22 protein-coding genes and 1 pseudogene are annotated in these 25,065 nt (G+C 66.8%); 13 read left to right on the top strand and 10 right to left on the bottom strand.

The features are described 5' to 3' along the window. Window positions 1-118: 118 nt before the first annotated feature. The 7 genes from DMB37_RS31185 (at window position 119) to DMB37_RS31155 (ending at window position 7,591) form a co-directional block, all read left to right on the top strand. Window positions 119-1,507, top strand: coding sequence for an extracellular solute-binding protein (locus DMB37_RS31185; RefSeq protein WP_240771736.1), 1,389 nt, complete (start codon window positions 119-121; stop codon window positions 1,505-1,507). Next, window positions 1,500-2,429 carry a carbohydrate ABC transporter permease gene (locus tag DMB37_RS31180; RefSeq protein WP_135235733.1) on the top strand — a complete coding sequence of 310 codons (930 nt, stop codon included), beginning with the start codon at window positions 1,500-1,502 and terminating at the stop codon, window positions 2,427-2,429. Before DMB37_RS31185 ends, DMB37_RS31180 begins: the two co-directional genes overlap by 8 nt. A 46-nt stretch (window positions 2,430-2,475) precedes the next feature. Further along, the gene (locus DMB37_RS31175) at window positions 2,476-3,300 is read left to right on the top strand and encodes a carbohydrate ABC transporter permease (protein ID WP_135235732.1); all 825 of its coding nucleotides are present in this window, start codon (window positions 2,476-2,478) and stop codon (window positions 3,298-3,300) included. Continuing rightward, window positions 3,301-4,311: an ABC transporter ATP-binding protein gene (locus DMB37_RS31170; protein WP_135235731.1), complete on the top strand. Its 1,011-nt coding sequence runs from the start codon at window positions 3,301-3,303 to the stop codon at window positions 4,309-4,311. A 247-nt stretch (window positions 4,312-4,558) separates the two neighbouring features. Beyond that, a complete protein-coding gene (locus DMB37_RS41830) occupies window positions 4,559-6,100 on the top strand; it encodes a M28 family metallopeptidase (RefSeq protein ID WP_107654993.1) in 1,542 nt (513 codons plus the stop codon). Window positions 6,101-6,417: 317 nt separating this feature from the next. After that, window positions 6,418-7,065 (top strand): TetR/AcrR family transcriptional regulator, encoded by a 648-nt coding sequence (locus DMB37_RS31160; protein ID WP_135235730.1) that lies wholly within the window; start codon window positions 6,418-6,420, stop codon window positions 7,063-7,065. Next, window positions 7,055-7,591, top strand: coding sequence for an HAD domain-containing protein (locus tag DMB37_RS31155; protein ID WP_135235729.1), 537 nt, complete (start codon window positions 7,055-7,057; stop codon window positions 7,589-7,591). Before DMB37_RS31160 ends, DMB37_RS31155 begins: the two co-directional genes overlap by 11 nt. Window positions 7,592-7,820: 229 nt before the next feature. Here the strand turns inward: DMB37_RS31155 and DMB37_RS31150 are convergent, their stop codons facing one another. Further along, window positions 7,821-8,354, bottom strand: coding sequence for a DUF3145 domain-containing protein (locus DMB37_RS31150; RefSeq protein WP_135235728.1), 534 nt, complete (start codon window positions 8,352-8,354; stop codon window positions 7,821-7,823). A gap of 94 nt (window positions 8,355-8,448) precedes the next feature. After that, window positions 8,449-9,281 (bottom strand): annotated as a pseudogene (locus tag DMB37_RS31145) (serine hydrolase domain-containing protein). 42 nt (window positions 9,282-9,323) lie between these two features. On the opposite strand from DMB37_RS31145, the gene DMB37_RS31140 reads away from it, so the two are divergent. From DMB37_RS31140 to DMB37_RS31125, 4 genes are all read left to right on the top strand, one after another. Beyond that, window positions 9,324-10,517 (top strand): serine hydrolase domain-containing protein, encoded by a 1,194-nt coding sequence (locus DMB37_RS31140; RefSeq protein ID WP_135235727.1) that lies wholly within the window; start codon window positions 9,324-9,326, stop codon window positions 10,515-10,517. A 4-nt stretch (window positions 10,518-10,521) separates the two neighbouring features. Beyond that, complete coding sequence (locus DMB37_RS31135; RefSeq protein ID WP_135235726.1) at window positions 10,522-11,043, top strand: GNAT family N-acetyltransferase; 522 nt, start codon at window positions 10,522-10,524, stop codon at window positions 11,041-11,043. 86 nt (window positions 11,044-11,129) lie between these two features. Further along, the gene (locus DMB37_RS31130) at window positions 11,130-11,477 is read left to right on the top strand and encodes an iron chaperone (RefSeq protein WP_135235725.1); all 348 of its coding nucleotides are present in this window, start codon (window positions 11,130-11,132) and stop codon (window positions 11,475-11,477) included. A gap of 99 nt (window positions 11,478-11,576) precedes the next feature. Continuing rightward, window positions 11,577-12,206 carry a peroxiredoxin-like family protein gene (locus DMB37_RS31125; RefSeq protein ID WP_167768998.1) on the top strand — a complete coding sequence of 210 codons (630 nt, stop codon included), beginning with the start codon at window positions 11,577-11,579 and terminating at the stop codon, window positions 12,204-12,206. Between the two features lie 42 nt (window positions 12,207-12,248). On the opposite strand, the gene DMB37_RS31120 is transcribed toward DMB37_RS31125, so the two are convergent. The 3 genes from DMB37_RS31120 to DMB37_RS31110 all read right to left on the bottom strand — a co-directional run bounded on the left by DMB37_RS31120 (window position 12,249) and on the right by DMB37_RS31110 (window position 15,191). Further along, the gene (locus tag DMB37_RS31120) at window positions 12,249-13,379 is read right to left on the bottom strand and encodes an NDMA-dependent alcohol dehydrogenase (RefSeq protein WP_135235723.1); all 1,131 of its coding nucleotides are present in this window, start codon (window positions 13,377-13,379) and stop codon (window positions 12,249-12,251) included. 145 nt (window positions 13,380-13,524) lie between these two features. Then, window positions 13,525-14,055 carry a DinB family protein gene (locus DMB37_RS31115; protein ID WP_135235722.1) on the bottom strand — a complete coding sequence of 177 codons (531 nt, stop codon included), beginning with the start codon at window positions 14,053-14,055 and terminating at the stop codon, window positions 13,525-13,527. A 71-nt stretch (window positions 14,056-14,126) separates the two neighbouring features. Then, complete coding sequence (locus tag DMB37_RS31110; RefSeq protein ID WP_135235721.1) at window positions 14,127-15,191, bottom strand: phosphotransferase family protein; 1,065 nt, start codon at window positions 15,189-15,191, stop codon at window positions 14,127-14,129. Between the two features lie 80 nt (window positions 15,192-15,271). Here DMB37_RS31110 and pabB point away from each other — a divergent pair, with 80 nt between their 5' ends. Together pabB and DMB37_RS31100 are read left to right on the top strand one after the other, a co-directional pair. Next, a complete protein-coding gene (gene pabB / locus DMB37_RS31105; RefSeq protein WP_135235720.1) occupies window positions 15,272-17,515 on the top strand; it encodes an aminodeoxychorismate synthase component I in 2,244 nt (747 codons plus the stop codon). Between the two features lie 182 nt (window positions 17,516-17,697). Beyond that, entirely contained in the window at window positions 17,698-19,494 is a 1,797-nt protein-coding gene (locus DMB37_RS31100; protein ID WP_240771735.1) for a TerD family protein, read from the top strand. 2 nt (window positions 19,495-19,496) lie between these two features. Here the strand turns inward: DMB37_RS31100 and DMB37_RS31095 are convergent, their stop codons facing one another. The 5 genes from DMB37_RS31095 to DMB37_RS31075 all read right to left on the bottom strand — a co-directional run bounded on the left by DMB37_RS31095 (window position 19,497) and on the right by DMB37_RS31075 (window position 24,915). Beyond that, a complete protein-coding gene (locus DMB37_RS31095; protein ID WP_135235718.1) occupies window positions 19,497-20,222 on the bottom strand; it encodes a TetR/AcrR family transcriptional regulator in 726 nt (241 codons plus the stop codon). Between the two features lie 27 nt (window positions 20,223-20,249). Beyond that, entirely contained in the window at window positions 20,250-21,479 is a 1,230-nt protein-coding gene (locus DMB37_RS31090; RefSeq protein WP_135237927.1) for a cytochrome P450, read from the bottom strand. 118 nt (window positions 21,480-21,597) lie between these two features. After that, window positions 21,598-22,737 (bottom strand): winged helix DNA-binding domain-containing protein, encoded by a 1,140-nt coding sequence (locus tag DMB37_RS31085; protein ID WP_135235717.1) that lies wholly within the window; start codon window positions 22,735-22,737, stop codon window positions 21,598-21,600. A gap of 1 nt (window position 22,738) precedes the next feature. After that, the gene (locus DMB37_RS31080) at window positions 22,739-24,013 is read right to left on the bottom strand and encodes an epoxide hydrolase family protein (RefSeq protein WP_135235716.1); all 1,275 of its coding nucleotides are present in this window, start codon (window positions 24,011-24,013) and stop codon (window positions 22,739-22,741) included. Window positions 24,014-24,135: 122 nt separating this feature from the next. Further along, on the bottom strand, window positions 24,136-24,915 hold the full coding sequence (locus DMB37_RS31075; protein WP_135235715.1) for a phytanoyl-CoA dioxygenase family protein: 780 nt from the start codon (window positions 24,913-24,915) through the stop codon (window positions 24,136-24,138). Between the last annotated feature and the right edge of the window lie 150 nt (window positions 24,916-25,065).

The following is a 25,065-nucleotide window of genomic DNA, read 5'->3' as shown; positions in this document are numbered from 1 at the left end:
GGCTCGGGCCGGTCCGCCGCGCCCCGAATATTGGGGCCTATTCCATGAATGCGCGTCGGTGGGCGGCGTCTTGTGACAACGTCGGAGTGAGGATGGATCTGCCTTTCAGGAGGACCCCATGGCATCGAACTGGCGGGTGTTCGCGGCGGTGGTGAGCGCAAGCGCGCTCTTGATGGGGACGGCGAGTTGCGGGGACGACGGCGACGGGCAGTCGCTCACGATCACCGCGAACGCCATCAACTCGGCGGGCGGCAAGAACGCGGCCGAGGCGAAATGGATCGAAGACTGGGTCATCCCGAAATTCGTGGAGCAGCAAAAGGCCAAGGGCGTCACCGTCAAGGTGAAATTCCAGGCGACCGGCGTGCCCGACGAGGATTACAAGAGCCGGATCGCGAAGGATCTGAAGACCGGTACCGGCGCCGACGTGGTGTCACTGGACGGGATCTGGGTCGGCGAGTTCGCCGAGGGCGAGCAGATCAGGCCGTTGGACGAGCTGGTCGGAGCGGACAAAGTCCAGGCGTGGGACGGCTGGCAGCACATGCCGGACACCGTGCGGCAGTTGACGTCCTACAACGGCGTGCAATATGGCATACCGCAGGAGACCGATGGCCGGGTGTTGTTCTTCAACCGAAAGCTGTTCGCGCAGGCGGGTTTACCGGCGGACTGGCAGCCGACGAGCTGGGATCAGGTGCTGGAGGCAGGCCGGAAGTTGAAAGCGGTCCCCGGCGTCACTCCGGTGCAACTGAACGCGGGCACCAGCTTCGGCGAGGCGACGACCACCCAGGGCGTGCTGCCGCTGCTGGCGGGCACGGGCAGCACGTTGTTCGAGGGCGGCAAGTGGGTCGGCAACACCGCGAAATTCCGCAGGGTGCTGGACTTCTACCGCACGGTGTACAGCGAGCGGCTGGGCGATGCGGAGTTGCAGCAGGACGCCAAGGGCCGGGAGAAGAGCTTCGAGAAATTCGCCAAGGGGCAGGTGGGAATCCTGTTGGAGGGCGACTACTTCTGGCGCGGCGTGCTGAACCCGACCGGGGGCAGCTTCCCGATGGCCGAGCGCGACACCCAGGTGGGATGGGCGAAGATCCCGGCCGCTACGCCCGGCACCGGGGTACGCCGACAAGACTTCGTGAGCATGTCCGGCGGTGGCGGACGCGTGATCAATCCGAAGAGCAAGAACGTCGGATTGGCTTGGGAGCTCTTGCAATTCATGAACTCGCCCGAAGCGTTCAAAGAGCTACTCGCCGGTGGCGGGCCACGGATCACCGCGCGCCAAGATGTGAATGCCGAAGCGCTGGGCGGTGATCCGATGCTGACCTTCGTGTCCGAGCAGGTGCTGCCGATCACGTCGTTACGTCCCGCGCTACCGGAGTACACCAAGGTGTCCAAGGCGTTGCAGCAGGCGACGCTGGATGTGGTCACGGGCACCGGCACCGCCGATGCCGCTGCGGCATACGGCAAAGCCGTGGAGGAGGCGGTCGGCGGCAAGGACAAGGTGGCCGGTGACTGACCCCACGACCCCGGGCCCCGCAGCTATCAAGGTCGGGCAGGGTGGGCCCGACACCGACGTTGCCGGTCTGGGGCGCTGGAAGGCGAGCGCGTTCGTCACGCCTGCGCTCTTGCTGATCGCGGCGTTCCTGGTGTTCCCGGCGCTGTGGCTGCTGTGGATCGGGCTCACCGACCTCACCGTGTCCGGGCGCACCTCGGTGGACGTTTCCTTTGTGGGACTGGACAATTACGCGAAGGCACTGCGGGACCCGCTGTTCGGGAACAGCGTCTGGATCACGCTGCTGTTCGTCTTCGGCTCTGCCATCATCGGACAGAACGTCCTCGGCTTCACGCTGGCCTGGTCGATGCGCAAGGCCGCCCGCTGGGTGCGCGCGATGGTGGAAAGCCTGGTGCTGCTGGCCTGGATCCTGCCGGCCAGTGTGGTCGCGGTGCTCTGGATCGCCATGCTGGATCGCGATGAGGGCAGCGCCAACCGACTGCTGAACAGTCCCGGATACGCCTGGATGATCCAGCAACCGCTGGCCGTCATCATCGTGTTCAACATCTGGCGGGGCACCGCTTTCTCGATGCTGCTGTACTCGGCGGCGCTGTCCACGGTGCCGCCGTCACATGTGGAGACCGCGCGGCTGGCGGGGTCGTCCGGACCACAAACGTTGCGGGACGTCGTTTTTCCGAGCATGCGCGGGCACATCCTGACCAATACCCTGCTCATCAGCTTGTGGACCTTCAACGATTTCACGCCGTACCTGTTGACGCGGGGTGAGCCGAACCATCGCAGCGAGACGTTGCCGATCTTCCTGTACCGGCAGGGAATCGACGACGGGGCGTTGGGCTACGGTGCCGCCGCGTCGGTGTTGATGCTGCTGATCAACCTGGTGCTGGCGCTGTTCTATCTGCGGCTGCTGCGACGGAGAACGTCGTGAGCGCCCCGATCACGGTGCTGCGCCGAGTATCTGAGGGAAGGCGAGCATGAGCCCACGACAGATCGTCTCGCGCATCGGGTTCTATACGTTCGTCGCGGTGCTGACCGGGTTCTTCGCGCTGCCGATGCTGTGGCTCGCCTCCGCGCCGTTCGATGCCAACCCCGGGTATGCGCCACGGGTACCGGAAAAGCCGACGCTCCAGCACTTTTCGGCGCTGTTCGAGAACGACCTGACGATGGGCTCGCTATGGAACTCGGTACTGCTGTCCGTCGCCAGCATGGTGCTGGTGGTGGCCGGCGCGGCGCTGGCGGCATACGCGCTGTCGCGGGTCCGGATTCCCGGCCGTGATGCGCTGCTCTACCTGCTGCTGTTGCTGTCCAGCGTGGTCACCGGCACCGCGGCGATGGTGCCGATCTTCCTGATGATCTGGAAGATGGGTCTGCTGGACCGGCAATTGGGCGTGGTGCTGGTGCTGTCCGGCGGGTTGTTGCCCGCGGCGATCTTCATCCTGAAGGACTTCATGGACTCGGTGCCCAGGTCCTATGAGGAGTCGGCGCGGGTGTTCGGGGCGGGGCCGTTGCGCATCCTGCGCGACATCGTGGTGCCGGTCGCCCGGCCGGGGCTGGCCACCATCGCGGTGTGGACCGTGGTGAACGTGTGGGGCAGCTACCTGGTGCCGTTCCTGCTGCTGCGCGACCAGGAGAAGCAACCGGCCGCGGTGGTGGTGCGCACCTTCTACGACGAGGGCGGTGGAGCACAGCTGGGGCCGATCTCGGCGTTCTCGCTGCTGTACTCGATTCCCGTCGTGCTGATGTACCTGTTCGTCAACCGGCGCTACGGCTTCCGGCTCCACGGAGGGATCAAGTCCTAGATGGCGCAGATCGATCTGACGGACCTGACCAAGGTCTTCCCCGGCGACGTGACGGCTCTCGACGCCTTGTCGTTCACGATCGAGGACGGGGAGTTCTTCGCACTGCTCGGTCCGTCCGGGTGTGGCAAAACCACGCTGCTGCGCACCATCGCCGGGCTGGAAACCCCTACCAGCGGGCAGGTTCGGATCGGCGAGAAGGACGTCACCCGGCTGTCGCCTGGACGCCGCGACGTGGCCATGGTGTTCCAGGATTACGCGCTGTTCCCGCACATGACGGTGGTCGACAACATCGCCTATCCGCTCAAGGTCCGCGGCACCGATCGCCGCACCCGGGCGACGAAGGCGCACGAGACCGGGGATCAGTTGTCGCTGGGCGGATTGATGGCGCGCCGCCCAGCCGAGCTGTCCGGCGGGCAGCAGCAGCGGGTGGCACTCGCGCGGGCAATGGCCTGCCACCCCAAGGTATTTCTGTTCGACGAGCCACTGTCAAACCTGGACGCTCGGCTGCGCCTGGAGGCCAGGACCTTCTTGAAGAAGCTGCAACACGAACTCGGCGTGACCACGGTGTTCGTCACCCACGACCAGGCCGAGGCACTCGCGCTGGCCGACCGGATCGCGGTGATGTCGAACGGGCAGATCCGCCAACTCGGTACCGCCCGCGAGGTTTTCCGCCGCCCCGCCGATACCTTCGTCGCCAACTTCATCGGCTCCACCCCGATGAACCTGATCCCCGGCGAGCTCGTCGGGCTGGATTCGTCGGTCATCTGGGGAGCCCGGCCCGAATATCTGGCCTACTCCACCACCCCCCTAAAGGGGGCATTGCACGGCACCGTATCCACGGTGGAACACCTCGGCGCGACGTCTCTGGTTACCGTGCAGGCAGACGATTTCACCGTCGCTGTCACCGTGCCGGAAGCCGAAGAACCGGCTGTGGGCACCGAGGGTTGGGTAATCCCGCAACCGGATCGCGTCCTCTTATACGACGCCGAATCGGGCGTTCTTCGGCCGTAATAACGTGCGTGGCAATCAATCTCATCAAGCGTGCCGAGCAGTTCCCTGCATCGTATTCCGTCGGCACACGCCGGCTGAGGTGAAGTAGCCGACCGTGCAGATGGCGTTAATGCGGAACTGTGCCAACCGGTTGCAGAAAACCAACCGGGGCAATGGCTTTCCCCACTTGAACTGGGGTACCACCGAAGCGGCGTAGCGGCTTAACTTCCGACTATCGGGATTTTTCCGTCCCTTTGGAGGAGCCGACATGCCCCATATTTTCAGCCGCGTCAGAGCCAGCCGCGTAGTCCCCGCAGCCGCCGCGCTGCCGCTCGTTTTCTCGCTCGCACTCGCCGGGTCCGCATTCGCCGAACCCGCCGCACCGCCCGAGCAACAATTGGCCAGCTCGATGCAGGCACCGAACATCAAAAGGCACCTGCAGGAGTTCCAGAAATTCGCCACCGCCAACGGCGGCACCCGCGCCTCGGGCACGCCAGGCTACGACGCCTCCCGCGACTACGTCGCCGCGAAGCTGCGCGGCGCCGGCTACCAGGTGACAACGCAACAGTTCGACTTCCCGTTCTTCCGGGAACGGTCGACTGCGGCCATGGAACAGGTCTCCCCCGAAGCCAAGACCTACAAGCCGACCCCGCCCGGCAGCAGTGAGCTCGGCGATTTCGCCACCCTGACCTACTCCGGTTCGGGTACCGCGAACGCCACGGTGCAAGCCGTCGACCTGACCCTGCCGCCCACGCCGGAACCGAGCTCGACCTCCGGCTGCGAGGCCCAGGACTTCGCCGGCTTCACCGCGGGCAATATCGCGCTCATCCAGCGCGGCACCTGCCCCTTCGCCGACAAAGCCCGAAACGCCCAGACCGCAGGCGCTTCCGGCGTGATCATCTTCAACGAGGGGCAGCCCGGCCGGACCGACACCTTCACCGGAACGCTCGGCGGACCAGGCGTCACCGTGCCCGTGGTCGGCGTCAGCTTCGCCGTCGGCCAGGACCTCGCCTCCCCGGCGAACACGGTCGTCCGGCTGAAGACCGACACCGAGAGCACCATGCGCAAGACCCACAACGTGCTGGCGGAGAGCAAGCGGGGCAACGCGGACAAGGTCGTGATGGCCGGTGCGCACCTCGACTCCGTGCTCGCGGGTCCCGGCATCAACGACAACGGGTCCGGCAGTGCCGGGCTGCTCGAGGTCGCGCTGCGGATGGCCCAGCTACCGCCGAAGAACAAGGTCCGGTTCGCCTGGTGGGGTGCCGAAGAGTTGGGCTTGCTCGGCTCGGAGCACTACGTGGCGACCCTGCCCGAGGCGGAGCGCAACAAGATCCGGCTCTACCTCAACTTCGACATGATCGGTTCGCCGAACTTCGCGTACAAGATCTACGACGGTAGTGCGGGTCCGGCCGGCTCCGCCGAGATCGAGAAGGCCTTTGCCCGCTACTTCGATTTCCTCCGTCTGCCGCACGTCAGCACGCCGCTCGACGGGCGTTCGGACTACGGGCCGTTCATCGCGGCGGGGATCCCCGCAGGCGGGCTGTTCACCGGAGCCGAGGGCATCAAGACCCCTGAGGAGCAGCAGATGTTCGGTGGTGAGGCGGGCAAGCCTTACGACGCCTGCTACCACGGAGCGTGTGACACGACCAGCAACATCAACGACAAGGCGTTGGCCGTGAACACCGGTGCGATCGCCTACTCGGTTGCGACCTTCGCGCTCAGCGACAACCCGCCCGGTGGCACGACGCCGAAGGCTGCTGCCGCGCAGCGCGGGAAGGTGCACGACCACCACGGTGGGCTCATCAAGTAGGGAGGTCGACGCGGTCGTTTCCTGACACCGACCGCGTCGAACACCACCACAACTGAATACCTGAATATGGGGGGAACACATCCCGGCACGGACCTGACCGTGCCGGGATGTGTTGCACAATTTCCCCTTCACACCGCCTAGGGGCCTCGTCCCGACCGAAGCCGCGCACCGAGAGGGAACCAGTGTCGGCAACGTCCGAGAGGCCAACCGCACCAGTTCCCTCTCGTCAAAGCACGACCGGCGTCGAGGTCGGGCGGCTACCTGGTACGGGCGTATCATCAACCCCTTCCGGAGGCGGGCGAGAGGCGGTGGTGTGGATGCCGAAACTGGTTGACCACGACGTGCGGCGGCGAGAGATCACCACCGCGGTGCGCAACGTCATGGCTCGCGGCGGACTGGAGGCCGCGACCTTTCAGTCCGTGGCGGCAGAGGCCGGCATCTCGGTTCGCTTGGTGCAGTACTACTTCGGCACCAAACGCGATTTTCTCCGCGCGACTCTGCGAGCCGTCCTCGATGACAGCGCACTCCGCTTCGGCCGGCGGCTTGCCGACCTCGGCCCGGACGCCGCTCCGCGCGACGCCCTGCGCATCATCCTGACCGAACTCCTCCCCCTCGACGAGACCCGCCGCCAAGACACCATCGTCCTGGACGCCTTCCACGCCGCCGCCATCACCGGCGGCGATTCGTTCAGCACGACCGACACCGCAGGCGGAGCCCGCCTCCTCGTCGACGTCATCGCCGCCCACCTGCACCGCCACCGCCACACCGACCCCGCCATCGCACCGACCACCGACCTCGACGCCCACCTCCTCAGCTTCGCCGTAGTCGGCCTGGCCCAAGCCGCCCTCGACCCCACCATCGCAGCATCGGCCCCCGAACTCCTCGAGCGCCTCTTCGACCGCATGCTCGATCCAGCCCCGAAAGACCCTGTCCCCCAGGACTATCGTGCAACGAGTGACCGATGAAGAGCGCCCACTGCTCTTCCTCGACGTCGACGGGCCGCTACTCCCGTTCGGCATAGCCACTCGTTCCAATCCAACCCCCAACTCCCACTTGGCAAGACTGCGACCAGAAGTCGGACGTCAGCTCGCGGCACTCCCCTGCGACCTGGTCTGGGCCACCACCTGGAACGAAGACGCGAACACCGAGATAGCGCCACGGCTCGGCCTCCCCCACCTGCCGGTAGTCGCCTGGCCGGACTCATCCGACGACCACCAGCACGAAGATCGGTGGTTCGGACTCCACTGGAAAACCCGAACCCTGGTCGCCTGGGCCGCGGGCCGCCCCTTCATCTGGATCGATGACGAGCTCACCCAGTCCGACCGCGAATGGGTAGCCGCCCACCACCGGGGTCGAGCCCTCCTCCACCGAGTCGAGGCATCCCGCGGTCTGGACGACGGAGACTTCGCCATTCTCGAAGAATGGCTTCGTCCCAACGAAATTCACGCACCGTCCACCCGCGGAGATGATGGCAAAACCCAACGGGCGTAAGCATTCTCCGGCGACACGGTGATCACATCGCAAACCCGAACCAGCGAATCGGGAATCTCACCATCGAAATGCGCTGCGCCAGGGACGACTACGGCTTCCGCCTGCATCCGCCGAACAACGGCCAGCAGCTCACAGCCATCCCCGACCACGACTCAACGCAAGAAACATCCTCTTGACGCACGCTGCAACCGTCGTCAAGAGCCAGCTCCATACGTCGAGGAGGTGGGGCTTAACCCACGTCTCGCCGCAACCAGGTCACCTCGGCACCGGATTCTGTCCCGTACCGGTAGATCTCCAGATCCTCGTCCCATGGCGTGCCGAGGGCGCGGTCGATTTCGGCGGCGAGGTCGTAGGTTGTGTATTTTCCGAGTTCTCCGGCGGCTTGGAGCATGGCGCGTAGTCGCATTTCGCCGAGGGTGACGTCACCGTTGGCGCTGGTGGATCCGTGCCAGAGGCCGAGACCGGGGACGAAGCAGTAGCGTTCGCCGTCTACTCCTTCGCTGGGGTCCTCGGTGACTTCGAATCGCAGGACCGGCCAGGAGCGCAGGGCTTGGGCGATGCGGGCGGCGGTGCCTACCGGTCCCATCCATTCGCTGGTGGCGCGGAGTTGGCCGTCGGCGGGTTGGGCGGTCCAGCGCATTTTGGCGGGGGCGGCGAGGGCCGAGGTGAGCGCCCATTCGACGTGCGGGCACAGCGCGGCAGGCGACGAGTGGATATACACCACACCCGCCGTCACGTCCGCGAACTGACTCGATGCGCGCACTACTAACACCTCCAGCGTCGACGGGGGACGTCTTCCCCAACGACCCGTCTGCTGGTGTTGCCTGAGTGTACTGGAGTGCCCGAAGTTACGTGTGTTACTTCACCGCCGTGTTGCGTGGGAGCGTCGCCTCCGCAATAACAGCATCACTGAGGGGCGGCCAGGCCGCTCTCGCCCAGTCGCCGAAATTCTGGTCGGTCAATGCCAGACACGCCAACGACGACGCGGGGTCCACCCACAAAAAGGTGCCGGACTGCCCGAAATGACCAAAAGTTCCCCCGAATTCGAACTACCCGTCCAGTGCGGAGTCTTCCCGTCCCGAATCTCGAAACCCAGACCCCAGTCATTGGGGCGCTGCGAACCGTAACCGGGCAGCACACCATTCAGGCCGGGGAATTGGACGGAGGTCGCCTCGGCGTGCGTCTGCGCGGAGATCAACCGCGGGTTCAGCAATTCCGCCGCGAAACGAGCCAGATCGGCGGCGGTCGACCGCCCGGCGTGCCCGGCTGGTCCGGCCAGCACCGAACTGGTCATGCCCAGCGGCTCGAACACCGCGGCGTGCAGATATTCCGCGAACGCGATCTCGGTCTGCTCGGCCACGAATCCCGCGAGCACCTCGAATCCGATGCTCGAATAGATGCGCCGGGTACCGGGGTCGGCCTGAATGTCGGTGGTGTCGAAGGCCAGTCCGGAGGTGTGTGCGAGCAGGTGCCGCACCGTGGATCCCGGCGGACCCGCGGGCTGGTCCAGCTCGACCGCCCCCTCCTCCACCGCGACGAGCACCGCGTAGGCCACCAGTGGCTTGGTCACCGACGCGAGCGGGAACACCCGATCCACCTCGCCGGCGCTCGCCGCTGCACCGTCCGCGGTGACGACCGCGGCCGCCGCGTGCCGAACCGGCCAATCCCTGATCTGCTCGAGTGAACGCACTCAGCGAGCCTACGAGAAGAACGCCGTTACCATCGAATGACCATGAGTGAAAAGCTGACGATCCACGGCGATGTCGAGCCAGGCTTCGGCCCCGTCGCCGACGCCTTCCGGCGCAACTTCGCCCAGCACGGCGAGATCGGCGCCGCGGTGGCGGTGTACGCGGGCGACCGGCCGGTGGTGGATCTGTGGGCGGGCCATCGCGATCGGCACCGGACCCTGCCGTGGGAACGCGACACGATCGTCCCGGTGTTCTCCTCGACGAAGGGCCTCGCCGCGTTCACGCTCGCCTCGGCGGTGTCGAAGGGCCTGCTCGATTATGAGCAGCCGGTGGCGAAGTACTGGCCCGAGTTCGCCGCACACGGCAAAGGCGAGATCACCGTGCGGCAGCTCATCGACCATCAGGCGGGGCTCTCCGGCCTGAACTCGGTGGTACGGCTGAGTCAGATCGCCGACCTGGACGGGCTCGCGCCGATCCTCGCCGCACAGAAGCCCGCATGGCGACCGGGCACCCGGCACGGCTATCACGCCATCACCCTCGGCCTCTATCAGGGCGAACTGCTGCGGCGAGTCGATCCGCAGCAACGCACGCTCGGGCGCGTCTTCGCCGAGGACATCGCGAAACCGCTCGGACTGGACTTCTTCATCGGCCTGCCCGCCGACCAGGGGCTGGAGCGCATCGCCACCATGGCCGCCACCCGCGGCATGGACGCGCTGCGCTACGAGCGCGACTTCCCGCTGCGCATCGGTGCCGAGATCGCCGCCAAGCGCGGGTTCGCCTATGCCGCACTGAGCAATCCGCGCACCGGCAGTCCCGCGCGGGCGACCCGACGCGAGTTCCTCGAGGTCGAGCTACCCGGCTCCAACGGCGTCGGCAACGCCCGCGCGCTGGCCCGTGTCTACGGCGCCGCCGCGGGCCGCACCGGCGCCCTCCCCATCGATGACGCCTTGCTCGACCAGCTGGCCGCGGCCGACACCGCCGACGACGTCCCCGCCGGAGACCTGGTGCTGCACATCAAGACTCGCTACCACCTCGGCTTCCGAAAGTCCGGCGGCGAGTTCCGCTTCGGCTCCGACAAGCGTGCCTACGGCACCACCGGCCTCGGCGGTTCCTTCGGCTTCGCCGACCCCGCAACAGGTCTCGGCTTCGGCTACTCGATGAACCGCCTCGGCCTCGCCGTCCTGGACGATGTCCGCAGCCGCAATCTCCGCCAAGCGCTGCTCCGCTGCACCCACTGACCGGATGTCTGCCACCCGCCAGGGGTCCGGGACAGTGGGCAACTGGACCGTCGACCCCGAACCCTTCGACTCCCCTGCGGCCACCGAGCTGTGGCGTGCGTATTACACCGAGGTCAGTGACCGCTGGTATCAATTGCACGAAGGCCACGCGACCGACCCGGCGGAACTCGAACGCGAGATCGCGGCGACGACGTGGACCGAATTGTCGCCGCCCAGTGGCGTACTGCTGGTTGCCCGGTATGGCGGTGAACCCGTCGGCACGGCGGGCGTCCGCCTCCTGGACACCGCGACCGCCGAGTTGAAGCGTGTGTTCCTGCGCACGGATATGCGGGGGAAGGGCGGCGGCGTCATTCTCATCGACGCCGCCGAGCAAGCAGCCCGCGGTCTCGGTGCCGCACGGATAGTCCTCGATACGCGCCGTGATCTGGTGGAGGCCAGGGCGATGTATGCCCGGCTGGGATACACAGAGTCGACACCGCACAACGACGAGATGTATGCGGAGTGCTGGTACCGCAAGGATCTGTAACCGAAGGCGCAGCCTGCCTACACTGACGATGCTCGACCCATCTTCAGCGATTCGATCGATACCCGCTCACGGAATCGAGGGACCTCGTGGCAGAGCAGCCAGCAACCATCGACGCATACATCGCCACGTTTCCCGAGGACGTGCGCGGCATTCTCGAGGAAATCCGGCAGACCATCCAGCGCGCACTGCCGGACGCGACGGAGGCGATCAGCTACGACATCCCCACCTTCAAGGTGAACGGCCACAACACCGTCCACTTCGCCGGTTGGAAAAAGCACATCAGCCTCTACCCCATCCCCGACGGTGACAAAGCGTTCAACCGCGCCGTCGAACCGTATCGAGCGGGCAAGGGAACCCTGAAATTCCCACTGACCAAGCCCATTCCCTACGACCTCATCGCAGAGATCGCGACCACCCTCGCCACCCGCCGCTGACCGATACGTCCGAAAATCTGTTCGCCGCAACCTCGGCCGCGCGGCATGATGACCAACGTCTCGATATCGATCGGCAGAGCCGGGGAAACAGGTTTTTTGATGTCACATGAATTCGGGAAGATGCGGCGCATGATGGCCGAGCTCGACGAGCTGCAAGCCGAGCTCGCCAATACCCACATTCGCAGCGCCGCGATCGTGACGGCGAACTCGGTGCGCGCCGGCTACACCCTCCCCGACTTCACGCTGCTCGACGAGGCGGGCGAGCCGACGAAACTCTCCGAGGTCGCCGCGAACAGCTTCGCCGTCCTTGTCTTCTACCGAGGTGCCTGGTCACTGCCCTGCGCCGAAGCCCTGACCCGGTATCAGCACGAACTGCTGCCCGAACTGGCCGCCAGCGGCGTGCGCCTGATAGGCATCAGTCCCCAAACTCCAGAGGGATCGGCGTACACCCGGTTCCTGAACTCCCTGGAATTCCCCTTGCTGTCCGACCTCGACAACGTGGTCGCCCGCGCACTCGGCATCGGCAGCCACACAGACCAAGCCTTCATGGACGCAATCGAGCTGGGCGGCTACGCCATCGGAAACCGCAACGCCGAGGGCGAGTGGGAACTCCCCATTCCGACCACGCTCATCATCGATCGCAGCCGGACCGTCCGATTCATCGATGTACGGATCGACGACATGCCGCGCACCGACCCGAACGACATTCTGGCCGAACTGCGCTCGTGACCCGGCCGAGCGCCCGGCTCGGCCCGATCACGAGCACCTCGGTTACCAGTCGGCTTCGGTGTACTTGATGATGCCGCGAATGTTCTTGCCGTCCAGCATGTCCTGGTAGCCCTGGTTGATCTCCTCCAGAGAGTAGGTGCGGGTGACCATGTCGTCCAGGTTGAGCTGGCCCGCCTTGTACAGCCGGAGCAGGTTCGGCGCGTCCTGGCGGGCATTGCCACCGCCGAAGATGCAGCCTTTCACCGTCTTCTGCAACATCGAGAGCAGGAAGCTGTTCATCTTGACCTCGCCGGCGTCCATCCGGCCCATCGAGGTGACGACGAGGGTGCCCGCCTTCGCGGTGAGGATCAGGCCCTCTTCGATGTAGTCGCCGTGCATCTCGCCCATGGTGAGAATGACCTTCTCGGCCATCCGCCCCTCGGTGACGTCCATGATCGGCATGATCGCGGCGGCCATGCTCTCGTAGGTGTGCGTGGCGCCGAACTTCTGCGCCTGCTCCCGCTTCCACGGATTCGGGTCGATGGCAATGACTTTCGACGCGCCGGAGAGCACCGCGCCCTGCAGCGCGCTCATGCCGACCCCGCCGATGCCCGCGATCACCACGGTCTCCCCCGGCGCGACCTGCGCGACGTGGGTGGACGAGCCGAAGCCGGTCGGCACGCCACAGCCGACCAGGCAGGCCACCTCGAACGGCACGCTCGGATCGATCTTCACCACCGAGGTGTGGTGCACCGTCATGTACGGCGCGAAGGTGCCGAGCAGGCACATCGGGATGACGTTCTCGCCACGCGCCTGGATCCGGTAGGTGCCGTCGCTGATCGCCTGGCCCATCAGCAGTCCGGCGCCCAGATCGCACAGCGCCATATTGCCGCTCACGCAGGACGGACAGCGCCCGCAGGCGGGGATGAACGACAGGATGACGTGGTCGCCCACCTGCAGGTCGGCGGGGCAGTTGGGCCCGAGCTTGGTGATCACGCCCGCGCCCTCGTGCCCGCCCATCACCGGATAGGCGGGCATCGGCGTCGCGCCGGTCACGATGTGATGGTCCGAATGACACATGCCCGCTGTCTCCAGCCGGATCTGCACCTCACCGGAGACCGGATCGCCGACCTCGATCTCTTCCACCGACCACGGTTGGTCGATCCCCCACAGGATCGCGCCCTTCGTCTTCATTCCTGTCGACCCTCTCGCATGCACGTGCTTATATGTGACTGCACCCACACTACGAGAAAAGTGGAACGCGTTCTAGTACCGGGTCGAAATTTCAACGGGACCGGTGGCCGAGGGTTCGGAACACGTTCTAGTCCTGGGACGAATATCAGCAGCGCACGTCGTGTACGTGGTGGACCAGATCGTGGATGAAGTAGCGCGCGAACGACTCCACCGTGAAGACAGCGCCGTCGCTGCGCTCACCACGCAGGTCGCGCGCGGCCGGCGGCACGGATTCGAAGGAACGCGCGACCGCCTCGGCGGCCACGGCCAGTTCGGCGGAGACCTGCGCGGGATCCTGCTTGTCATAACGGTCAGCCACCGCGGTCTCGTCCTGATCCCAGTTCGCGAACCGCGGCACCGTGCCGTCGGCCGCGCCGAGCAGGATCAGATTGAGGCGGGTATCGAAGAGCCGGCACACGTCGCGGACGTGTGCGCCGTACTCGAGCGGGGACCAGGTGGCGTCGTCCGGGCGCACCCGGACATCGGGACGGTCGAGCACCTCGGCGAACCGCGCCGCACTCTCGCGCACCAAGGCAGGCACATCTTCGTAGCTGATCGCGTCGGGGTCGAAACCGCAATCGGGACAAGCACGTTCGACCACCCAGGTCCAGTTCTTCACATCAGGAACGATCGGCATGCGCCAAAGATATATTGGCTGAATATCGTCAACCATAGATATTCAGCCAAGTCTCGGCAACATCCCGACAATCACTCCATCAGGCGGTGCGCGCGCTCGAACAGCTCCAACGTGATGGCGTGCAGGAAGTCGCCGACCTTCTTGGGCGCCTTACCGGCGAACGCGCGGGCATGCGTGCCCTCCAGCACGATGCCGAGCTTGAAGCAGGCGAGCACGGTGTACCAGGGCACGGCGCTGAGATCGCGATCGGAGAATTGCCCGTAGTGGGCGACCATCTCGTCCGGAGTCGGCAGCCCGCCCGCGGCCCCGAGCTTGCCGACCAGCGCGGCGCCGGTGGTGCCCGGCTCCGGCCGGGTGGCGATCTGCCACCCCAGATCGAGCAGCGGATCGCCGATGGTGGACATCTCCCAGTCGACCATCGCCGCGACCTGCGGGCCGTCGAAGGCGAACATCATGTTCGCCAGATGGCAGTCGCCGTGCAGGATGCCCGGGGTCCACTGCGCGGGCCGGTTGCGGTCCAGCCACTCGCCGGTCCGCTCGACACCGGGAATCTCCGGGCCGGGATAGCCCTCGTTGGCCGAGTACGACTCGAGTTCGCCGAGCCAGCGCGGCACCTGGCGTTCCAGGAAGCCGTCGGGCTTGCCGTAGTCGGACAGCCCGAGGGCCTGATAGTCGAGCGCACCGAGCCGGGCGATGGCCTCGACCGCGGACAGCCCCATCTCCTTGCGGACGGCCGGGTCGCCCGCGTGCAACTCGGGCAGCTCGTTGGCCGGATTGAAGCCGACGATCGGCTCCATCAGATAGAACACCGCACCGATCACCGAGTCGTCCGGACAGGCGGCGATCACCCGCGGCGCGCGCACATCGGTGCCGTTGATCGCGCCGAGCAGCCGAGCCTCGCGCCGGATCACCTCGTTGCTCTTCGCGCGCAGATGCTTCGGGCCGCGGCGCAGCACGTAGTCCTGACCACCGCGGCCGAACCGCAGCATCACGTTCTGCGTGCCACCGCCGAGCGAGGTCACATCCTCGAATTCGCCTGCGGGCAGGCCCTGCTCATCCATCCACTTGCCGACGAGGGCGAAGTCGACGAGTTCGCGGTCCACGCCGACGGGTTGCGCAACAGACATGTCCAACATTGTGCACCACGGGCCGAGCCGAACTGACGGCATATGACAACAGTTGGCCGCAACCTGGGCGGCGTAGGGTTTCGGGCACCATGCGCACGTTGTTGATCGACAATTACGACTCGTTCACCTATAACCTGTATCAGCTGATCAGCGAGGTGAACGGCATCGAGCCGACTGTCGTGCGCAACGACGAGGCCGGCGAGCTGGAACTGGCCCGATTCGACAACATCGTCGTCTCGCCGGGACCGGGCCGCCCGGACGTCGCCCGCGATGTCGGCATCTCGGCGGCGGTGATCGGCGCGACGGATCTGCCACTGCTCGGCGTGTGCCTCGGCCATCAGGGCATCGTGGTCGCCGCGGGCGGGCTCGTCGCCGCCGCGCCTGCCGCGCGGCACGGATACCTCGACCGGATCGAACACGACGACCGCGACCTGTTCGCCGGGCTCCCCCAGGCTTTCACCGCCGTGCGCTACCACTCGCTGAGCGCCCAGCGGCCGCTGCCGGACAGCCTGGAGATCACCGCGGTGGCCGCCGACGGGGAGATCATGGGGGTGCGTCATCGCAGTCGGCCGCAGTGGGGCGTGCAGTTCCATCCCGAGTCGATCGCGAGCGAATTCGGTGCCGCGCTGTTGCGCAACTTCGCGGAACTGACTGCGGCACATCGGGCGCGGGCCACCGGATGGAACCCGAGCGCGCGAGCGGAGCCGGTGACGATGCGGCTGCGGCCGGTCACCGTCCCGCAGCCCAGCGCCGCCCGAACACTCTCGGAGACAACACAATCCACCCTGTCCCATGAGCAGTTCCCGGCGCTGGTTGAGCAATTCGGCGCCATGGGAAGCAACCTCGCCGCCGGTCCGGCGCGACCCGACATCCTGGATCGCTACGGCGGCCCGCCGCGGCACTGGCAACTCCAGCACGCTGTGCTCGAGCGCGCGATCGATACCGAGAGTGCGTTCGTGCGGCTGTACGGCAACTCCCCCACCGCATTCTGGCTCGACAGCGAGCACGTCGAGCCGGGCCTGGATCGGTTCTCCTTCCTGGGCGACGCGAGCGGACCGCTGGCGGAGGTGGTGCGCTACCGGGTCGGCACGGGCGAGGTGACCGTCGAGTCCTCCGACGGCCATCGCCGCGTCGTCGCCGGTGGCGTGCTCGACTATCTGGCCGCCGAGTTGCGGCTGCGCAGGCTCGAACTTCCCGATCTGCCCTTCGATTTCGCGGGCGGGTACGTCGGATACCTTGGCTACGAGGTGAAGGCCGACTGCGGCGGCCAGGCCGCCCACCGGGCACCGACGCCGGACGCGCAGTGGATCTTCGCCGACCGGATCGTGGTCGTCGATCACGTCGGCGGCCGCACCCACCTGCTCTCCCTGACGGATTCGACCGCGGACTCGCTGCGCGCGGGCGCCGACTGGCTCCGCGACACCGGCGAAACCCTGGAAACCCTGCCGACCTGGGCGAATCCGCCCACGCTCGAGGTACCGTCGGACGGCGACACCGTCGAACCGCTGCTGACCCGCGGCCGCGAGCGCTACCTCGCCGACATCGCGGTCTGCCGGGAGCGGCTGCTCGCGGGCGAGTCCTACGAAATCTGCCTCACCGACGGCGCCACCGTGCCCGCCGCCGAGGACGACGGCCTCGACTTCTACCGCACGCTGCGCCGCTGCAATCCGGCGCCGTACGCGGCGTATCTGCGGTTCGACGATCTCGAGGTCGCCTGCTCGTCACCGGAACGCTTCCTGAAGATCGACCGGAGCCGCACGGTGGAGAGCAAGCCGATCAAGGGCACCGCCCCGCGCGGCGCCACCCCCGCCGAGGACGAGCGGCTGGCTCGCGAACTGGCCGACAGCCCGAAAACCAGGGCCGAGAACCTGATGATCGTCGACCTGTTGCGCAACGACCTCGGCCGCGTCTGCGAGATCGGCAGTGTGCACGTGCCGAAGCTGATGGCCATCGAGTCGTATATGACCATGCACCAACTGGTTTCCACGGTGCGCGGCACACTGCGCCCCGGCGTCGGCGTGATCGACTGCCTGCGCGCGTGCTTCCCCGGCGGCTCGATGACCGGTGCGCCGAAACTGCGCACCATGGAGATCATCGACGAGCTGGAAACCGAAGCACGCGGCATCTATTCGGGCACCATCGGATTTCTCGGGCTCGGCGGCACCGCCGATCTCAACATCGTGATCCGGACCGCCGTGCGCTATGACGGACACTGGCGGATCGGGGCGGGCGGCGCCATCGTGCTCGACTCCGAGGCCGAGGATGAGTACCACGAGATGGTGCTCAAGGCCGCCGCCACCTTGCGCGCGGCGACCGACCGCGTCAGTCGCTGAGCGAATTCTTCCGAGCTGACCCGAAACCCCATCGACGGCGGGGAAGAACCCCTGGATACGGGCCACGGCCCGCCGAGTGGAGGGGTCGGCGGAGTCGGCGTGTCGGAGGGTCGTGGCATAGTTCGAGCACGATGAAACTCAGCAAAGGCGCTAATGCAGCGGTACCGACATCCCTTCTTGCCGTGGTTGTTTCGTGGCGGTCGGCGCATGCGGTAGACGCGCATGCCCTTTTGCTCGGCGAATCCGGGACCGTGCGCACCGATCGGGATCTGGTGTTCTACAACGCCCCCCGACATGTTTCCCAGGCGGTGACGCTGGATCAGGAGCCCGCCCCGCAGACGGCCCGGCTGAGCGTTTCGCTGCCGCGCACCGAGCCGGACGTGGCCCGGATCGTGCTCGCCGGGTCGCTCGACGAGGGCACCTTCGGCGACATCCGCGGTCTGACCCTCACCATTCACGACGCGCACGGGCCGATGACGGAGTTCGCGATCGAGGACGCCGATCCGGTCACCGCGCTGATGTTCGGGGAGTTCTATCGCAGGGATGGCCAGTGGCGGTTCCGTGCCATCGCGCAGGGTTGGTCCACCGGGCTGGCCGGGCTGGTCACGGAATTCGGTGTCAGCGTCGATGATCCGGCCGACGAACGGCGAACCACGCACCCGGCGAACCCGTTCGGCGGCGGCCGATCACCACGCGAGGCGCACCCGTTCGGTGCTGACCACCCCTCGGCGGAACCGACCTCCCCGGCGTTGGAGCACATGCCCACGGACACACTCGACGCGGCGCAGGCACCGACGAATCCACGCATGCGGCAGACGGATCTACTCGACCAGCCACCCACCCGCTCGCCGTACGCACGACCGGTCGACCTGGCCCGCCGCCTCGCCGACCCGCCGCCCGCGCCCGCCCCGCCACCGAACCCCGAACTCGCCGACTGGCATCCGGATCCCGAGGACCCGGCGCGCCTGCGCTGGTGGGACGGGACCGAGTGGACCACCGCCACCCACCGGCGCCACCAGCCGAGCGACCGGCACTGCGCGCGGTGCGCAAACCTGCGGCGCCGCAAGCTGTTCGGCGGTCTCGCACCGTGCCAGTTCTGCGCGGCCGAGATCGAGGAGTTCCTGACGCACTGGCACACCCAGGCGTGGCGGGTGCTCACCGGTCACGGCCCGCGCGGCCCCGAGTGGGCGGCGCTGTGGGCGTCGCTGCGCTATCAGCGCATCGAGGAGCAGGCGGGCCGCGAGGCCTTGCGCGACGTGGCGCTCAGCTATGTGGAGCGGTTGGTCACCTTCACCTTCGCCGACGGCGAGGTCGAGCACGACGAGTTGGCGGCGTTCGAGCACGCCGTCACCGAACTGGCGCTGACCGGACCGCTCGTCGAGGACCTGCGGCGGCGAATGCATCGGGGGCACACGCTGTCCCGGCTGCGCGGCGGCGATCTACCCGTGATGCGAACCCCTGGCCTGCATCTGGATCCCGAGGAGAAGGTCCATCTGGATCTACCCGCGGTGCACGTCCGCCAACTGGCTCGCGGGCCGCGACTCACCGAGGGCAGGATGATCGTCAGCAACAAGAAGCTGCGCTTCGTCGGCCACGGCACCGGCACCGAATTGCCATGGACCCGTGTCGTTTCCGTGCACGCCGAGCAGGACTCGGTGGTGCTCGCGGCCACGTCGTCGCGCGGCGGTGCCACCTTCACCGTCGCCGACCCGGACTACGTCGCGGCCGCGCTGGAGGGCGCGCTACGGGTGGCCAAACGACTGATCCTCACCCCGGGCCAGCGCGACACCCGCAGCATCCCGCAGGAGGTGAAAGCCGAAGTGTGGCAGCGCGACGGCGGCAAGTGCGTCGAGTGCGGCGACAGCCACTACCTAGAGTTCGACCACATCATCCCGCTCAGCCGCGGCGGCGCCACCAGCGCCACCAACCTGCAAATCCTGTGCCGCGCCTGCAATCGCGCCAAGGGCGCCCGCATCTGAGCTCACTCGGTGAGCAGGCCTGCGGTGCGGCCGAGGTCGACCAGCATCGCGTCGAACAGGATCTCCGGGTTGGACAGCGGGATCGGGTAGTTGCCGAAGACCTCGAGCGTGACGTGGCCGTACAGGCGGGCCCACATCTGGATCATCAGATACATCACGCCCAGATCGAGCTTCTCCGCCGGGAACTTCTGCCCGGTCTCCGAGAGCGCCGCGAGCAGCTCGGTCTGGAAGTGCACCAGGTCCTCACGCAGCTCCGGCGGGATGACGTCGGTCGGCGGCGTCACGATGGCGTAGTTGGCCAGTAGCCTGCCCGCCGCGGCGAGGAAGATCCGCCCGAACGGTTCGGAGAAGCGGCGCAGCGCGCGGGCCTCGCCGCCGCCGGGCGAGGCGAACACCAGGGTGAACTCCCTGGTGTGCGCCAGCGCCCAGCGCCGAAATCCCTTGCAGATGGCGAAGAACTGGACCACGCCGTCGTCGGGCAGCGCCGCGATCTCGGCGGACAGCTCGTCGGCGAGATCGGCGCAGAACTCCAGGCGCAGCCGCTCCAACAGGTCGTCCAGCGACCCGTAGTAGCGGTACAGCGCGGGGGCGGTGATACCCAGCGCACGCGCGATCGCGCGCAGGCTCACCGCGGCTTGTCCTTGTTCGACAAGCAGCGTCCTGGCCACCCGCCGGATCTCGGCGTCGGTCACGATCGGCGAGCGGCCCCGGGGTTTGGGGTTACTCATCCTGTCATTCAAGCGTATTCGGCCAGTTCAGGCATATTCGACATCCCATCGCTTGATTCCGTTCAGCCAGCCTGAACGCAGCCGCACCGGTTCGGCGACCTGGCGCAGGTTCGGCATCGCGTCGGCGATGGCGTTGAACATCAGGTCGATCTGCAGCCGGGCCAGGTTGGCACCGACGCAGTAGTGGGTGCCGGTGCCGCCGAAACCGACGTGCGGGTTGGGATTACGCAGCACGTCGAAGCTGAACGGATCCTGGAACGCTTCCTCGTCGAAGTTGGCCGAGCCGTAGAACAGTCCGAGCCGCTGGCCCTTCTTGATCTGCTGGCCGCCGAGCTCCAGATCCTGAGTCGCAGTGCGCTGGAAAGCATTCACCGGGGTGGCCCAACGGACGATCTCGTCCGGGGCGGTGCGCGGGCGTTGCGCCTTGTACAGCTCCCACTGGTCCGGGTTGTCCACGAACGCCTTCATGCCGTGGGTGATCGAGTTGCGGGTGGTCTCGTTGCCGGCCACCGAGAGCAGGATGACGAAGAAGGCGAACTCATCCGAGGCCAGGCCCTCGCCGTCGATGTCGGCGTTGACCAACTGGGTGACGATGTCGTCGGCCGGACACTTGCGGCGGTCCTCGGCCATGTTCCAGGCGTAGCCCATCACCTCGGCCGTCGCGACCTGGTGATCGCCCTCGAATTCGGGGTCGTCGTAGGAGATCATCTGGTTGGACCAGTCGAAGATCTTCTTGCGGTCCTCCTGCGGGATACCGATGAGCTCGGCGATGGCCTGCAACGGCAGCTCGCAGGCGACCTGCTCGACGAAGTCGCCGCCGCCGGACTTCTTCGCCTCGTGCACGATCTTGGCCGCCCGCTCGGTGAGCGCGGCGCGCAGGTTCTCGATCGCGCGCGGCGTGAAGCCCTTGGAGATGATGCGCCGCACCTTGGTGTGCTTGGGCGGATCGAGGTTGATCAGCAGCATGTCGCTGAGCATGCCGATCTGCTCCGGGGTGACGTCCTCGTTGAACCGGATGATGGAACCGTTCTCGTGCGAGGAGAACAGCTCCGGGTGCTTCGAGATCTCCTTGATGTGGTCGAGCTTGGAGACCACCCAGTAGCCGCCGTCGTCGAAGCCGCTGGCCCGGCCGGACTGCGCGCACCACCACACGGGCGCGGTGCGGCGCAGCTCGGCGAACTCCTGTACGGGAAGTCGACTGGCGAGCACGTCGGGGTCGGTGAAGTCGAATCCCGCGGGAATCGAGGGCGTGGTCACGGTCACGGCTAACTCCTACCGGTCTGGGCTGCAGACCTCACGACATTGTGTGGAACACGTTCCAGAGATGATGGAACCACAGAACCGGGGTTTGTGAACAGCGTTTAGTAAAACCCGTTTACTTGATTCGCCACGGCAGCAGCCGAACGTCGCGATGGGTGCCCGCCGGCGTCGCGAAGCCCAGGAGGTTGTGCGCCTCGGCTTCGATTTCCGCGCGGTCCGTCGCGGCCAGTGGACGCAGGGGGCGGACCGTCAGCACCTCGGTGTCGTCGATCCGCGTGCGAGTCCAGATCGCGGCGACCGTTCCGTCGACGAGCACCGTCGCGGCGACGCCAGCCCCGACGCAGACCTGGGCGCGCACCTCCTTGGTCATGATCCGGGCCCGATCGGCATGGGCGAGCAAGGTCGCGTCGAACTCCGGTAGTAACCGCACCGGAGCGGGTAAGTCCGCGTCGGGCCGCGGTGCGTCCGGGAGGTCGAACAGTTCCCTGCCGGATTCATCGGTGTAGCTACGCAACTCGGGTCGCAGCTGTTCGAACACCGCACGCAGGCCGCCCACCCCCGACCAGGCCCGCGCGTCGGCGGCGGTCGCGGGACCGAAGGCGGCGAGGTAGCGCCGGACCAAGTGCCGCCGGTCCGCTTCCGTTGCCGCCGAGGGTATTCCGATCCACTCGGTGCCGGCGAACGGCGTTGCGCCGCGGACGTTCCAGGTGCCGCTCGGTGCCGGGTGTACCACCGGCACCAGGTACTGCGCAGTCCACCCAAGGGCGGACGGGTCCGCGCCGGGCCGTTGCGCTGCCAGCAGTCTGCCGAGTTCGGGCCTGGTCAATACCTGTCCACCGGCCAGCAGTGCGGTGGCGTCGGCGACCAACATGTCGAGGTCGATGCCCTCGGTGCGACGCCCGAAAGCGTTGCGCTGCACCCGGCGCAGCAGCGGCGCGAGCAGCGGCCGGACCAGCCGGAAGTCCGGCACCGACATCAGATGCTGGGTGGCGCGCATCATCGTGGAGCGCACCAGGGTGCGGTCCACGATCGCGGCGGTGAGGTCGCCGATGGCGAAGTCTGCCAGCCTGTTCCACAGCGCCAGGTACGGCAGGTTCGGATCCTGGGCGTTGAGGCCGAGCACCCGCTCGGCTGCGGCTGCGACGGAAAGGTTGGCCCGCCGCAACAGCAGTTGGCGTTCGAGCAAGGCGCGGTTGAGTGCCCGCGAGCTCAGCACGTCGGACCGGGTTCGCCGCAACGGCTCGCGGGCGGCCATCTCAGGCGAGCTTCCGGAAGAAGACCCTCAGGTCATCTACCACGGCTTGCGGTTCCTCCATGGCGAGGAAATGTCCGCCGCGGCCGAGTTCGGTCCAGTGCACGATGTGGTGATCGCGCTCGGCCCAGGAGCGAATGGTCACGTCGTGGGCGGAGACGAGTACACCGGTCGGCACCGTTGAGCGTGCTGCGGTCGCCCAGCCCGCGCTGTCATCGCCTTGTCCGGCGCCCCACTCGCCTTCGGACTCTTGGCCGGTCGCCGCGGTGCCCCACTCGCCTGCCGATAGTTCGACTCCCTCTGCTGCCGACCAGTCGGCGGTACCCCAGTCGTTGGCGGAGATCTCCTCGTAGTAGATCTGCGCCGCCGAACCCGCGGTCCCGGTCAGCCAGTACAGCGAAACGTCGAGCAGCATGCGCTCCCGATCGATAGCGTCCTCGGGCAGACCATCCTCGGGCATGGTCAGCTCCTGGAATATCTCCACCATCCAAGCCAGCTGGCCGACCGGGGAATCGTTCAGCCCGAACGCCACCGTCTGCGGGCGCTTCGAATTGCATTGCAGGTAAGCATCGTTGAAGTTCTGCATGCGCTGCCAACGCTGTTGCTCGACCTCGCTGAGCCCGTCCATCTCCCCTTCGACGCCCATCGGGAAGGTGATCATCGCGTTGACATGGACGCCGACAACGCTATCCGGATCCTGCTGACCGACCTGCGGGGCGACCCACGAGCCGGTGTCGTAGCCGTGCACCCCGTAACGGTCGTAGCCGAGACGGGCCATCAGCTTCGCGCACACCGCCGCCATCTTCGCCGCGTTCATGCCGGGACCGGCCAAGGGAATCGAGAAGCCGAAGCCGGGCAGCGACGGAATCACCAGGTGGAAGGCGTCGGCCGGATCACCGCCGTGCGCCCGAGGATTCGACAGCGGGCCGATCACGTCGAGGAAGTCGGTCACCCCGCCCGGCCAGCCGTGCAGCAGCAGCAAAGGCCTCGCGTCCGGTTCGGGCGAGCGAACATGCAGGAAGTGGAGGTGCTGCCCGTCTATCTCGGTGGTGAACTGCGGATGCTCGTTCAGCAGCGACTCCTGTGCCCGCCAGTCGAATTCGGCGCGCCAGTACTCGGCGAGGTCTTTCAGATAGCCGACCGGTACGCCTCGGCTCCAGCCCACGCCCGGCAGCTCGGCGGGCCAGCGGGTGTTCGCCAACCGCGCGTGCAGGTCGTCGAGCTGAGCCTGCGGGATGTCGATGCGGAAGGGGCGGACGCTCTCCGGTGTGTTTGTCATGAATACAACGGTATTGAGCCCTTAGGACAGGATCGTTCCTAACAAAACCAGCAGTTTCGACAGACTGGAACGCCGCCCGCACACCGGATGCGCACGGACGGCGTTCGTCTCGTTCGGGGCAGTTAGCCGACCAGCGGATAGCGGTCGGTGTCGAACGTTTGTCCGGGCTCGATCCCGAGCACCTCGTCCTGATACGTCGGCTCCGCACTCGCCGGAGCGGGGTTGTACGTTGCCGCGGCATCCATATACACCGTCGCCAAACTTATTCGGGCCGTATCGGTTTCGTTGGCTCCGGCCATATGTACCAGCCTGGCGTCGTGGAACGTGCAATCACCCGCGCGCAGCGGCACGGTGACCTGCGGCCACCAGCGCAGCTCCGGGTGCGCGTCGAACGGGTCCACGAACGAGGCGTCGTCGCCTTGCGGCAGTTCGTGGGACCCGGGGATAAAGGTCAGGCAGCCACGCTCGACCGGCACATCGACGAGCGCCACCCACGCCGTCAACGCCGATCCGGCGATCGGAAAAGCCGGGGCATCGATGTGCAGCGGTGTTCGCGTTCCGCCGGTGGTTCGCTTGCGCAGCAACTCGCTCTTGAACATCCGCAGCGGCCGCCCGGCGAGCCGCTCCGCTATCCCGGTGATGCCGGGGTGCAGCGCGAGCTTGCGCATGACCGCGCTCTTGACCTCCGGTTCGGCAACCCAGTCCATCACGTTGCCTTCGTCCGGCGTGTCCCAGGAGATTTTCTGGTGCCGCTCCAGTTGCTCCTGCGCGTCGGCGCGGAACTGCGCCACCTCGTCGGCGCTGAGCACGCTCGGGATACGCACGTAACCCCGGCTGCGGTAGCTGTCCACCAGGTCAGACGAAAGGGTCTGGGACGTAACGGTATTCATCGAATTGGTCATGACTCCACGCTACGAGCCGATTAGGAACTTCTGGGTCCTAACTGTTATCCCGCGCATCAACCGATTCGGCGCGATCTCGGTTTCGGCTACTCGGCACCGACGAACAGCGGGAGCGAGTCGCGGAGCTGCGGCCCATCCGCGAGCACCGGA

The organism is Nocardia sp. CS682, from assembly GCF_004634405.1.
Taxonomy (GTDB): Bacteria; Actinomycetota; Actinomycetes; order Mycobacteriales; family Mycobacteriaceae; genus Nocardia; species Nocardia ninae.
Note: the sequence above shows the minus strand (reverse complement) of the source record. Positions and strands in the feature narration are given on the sequence as shown.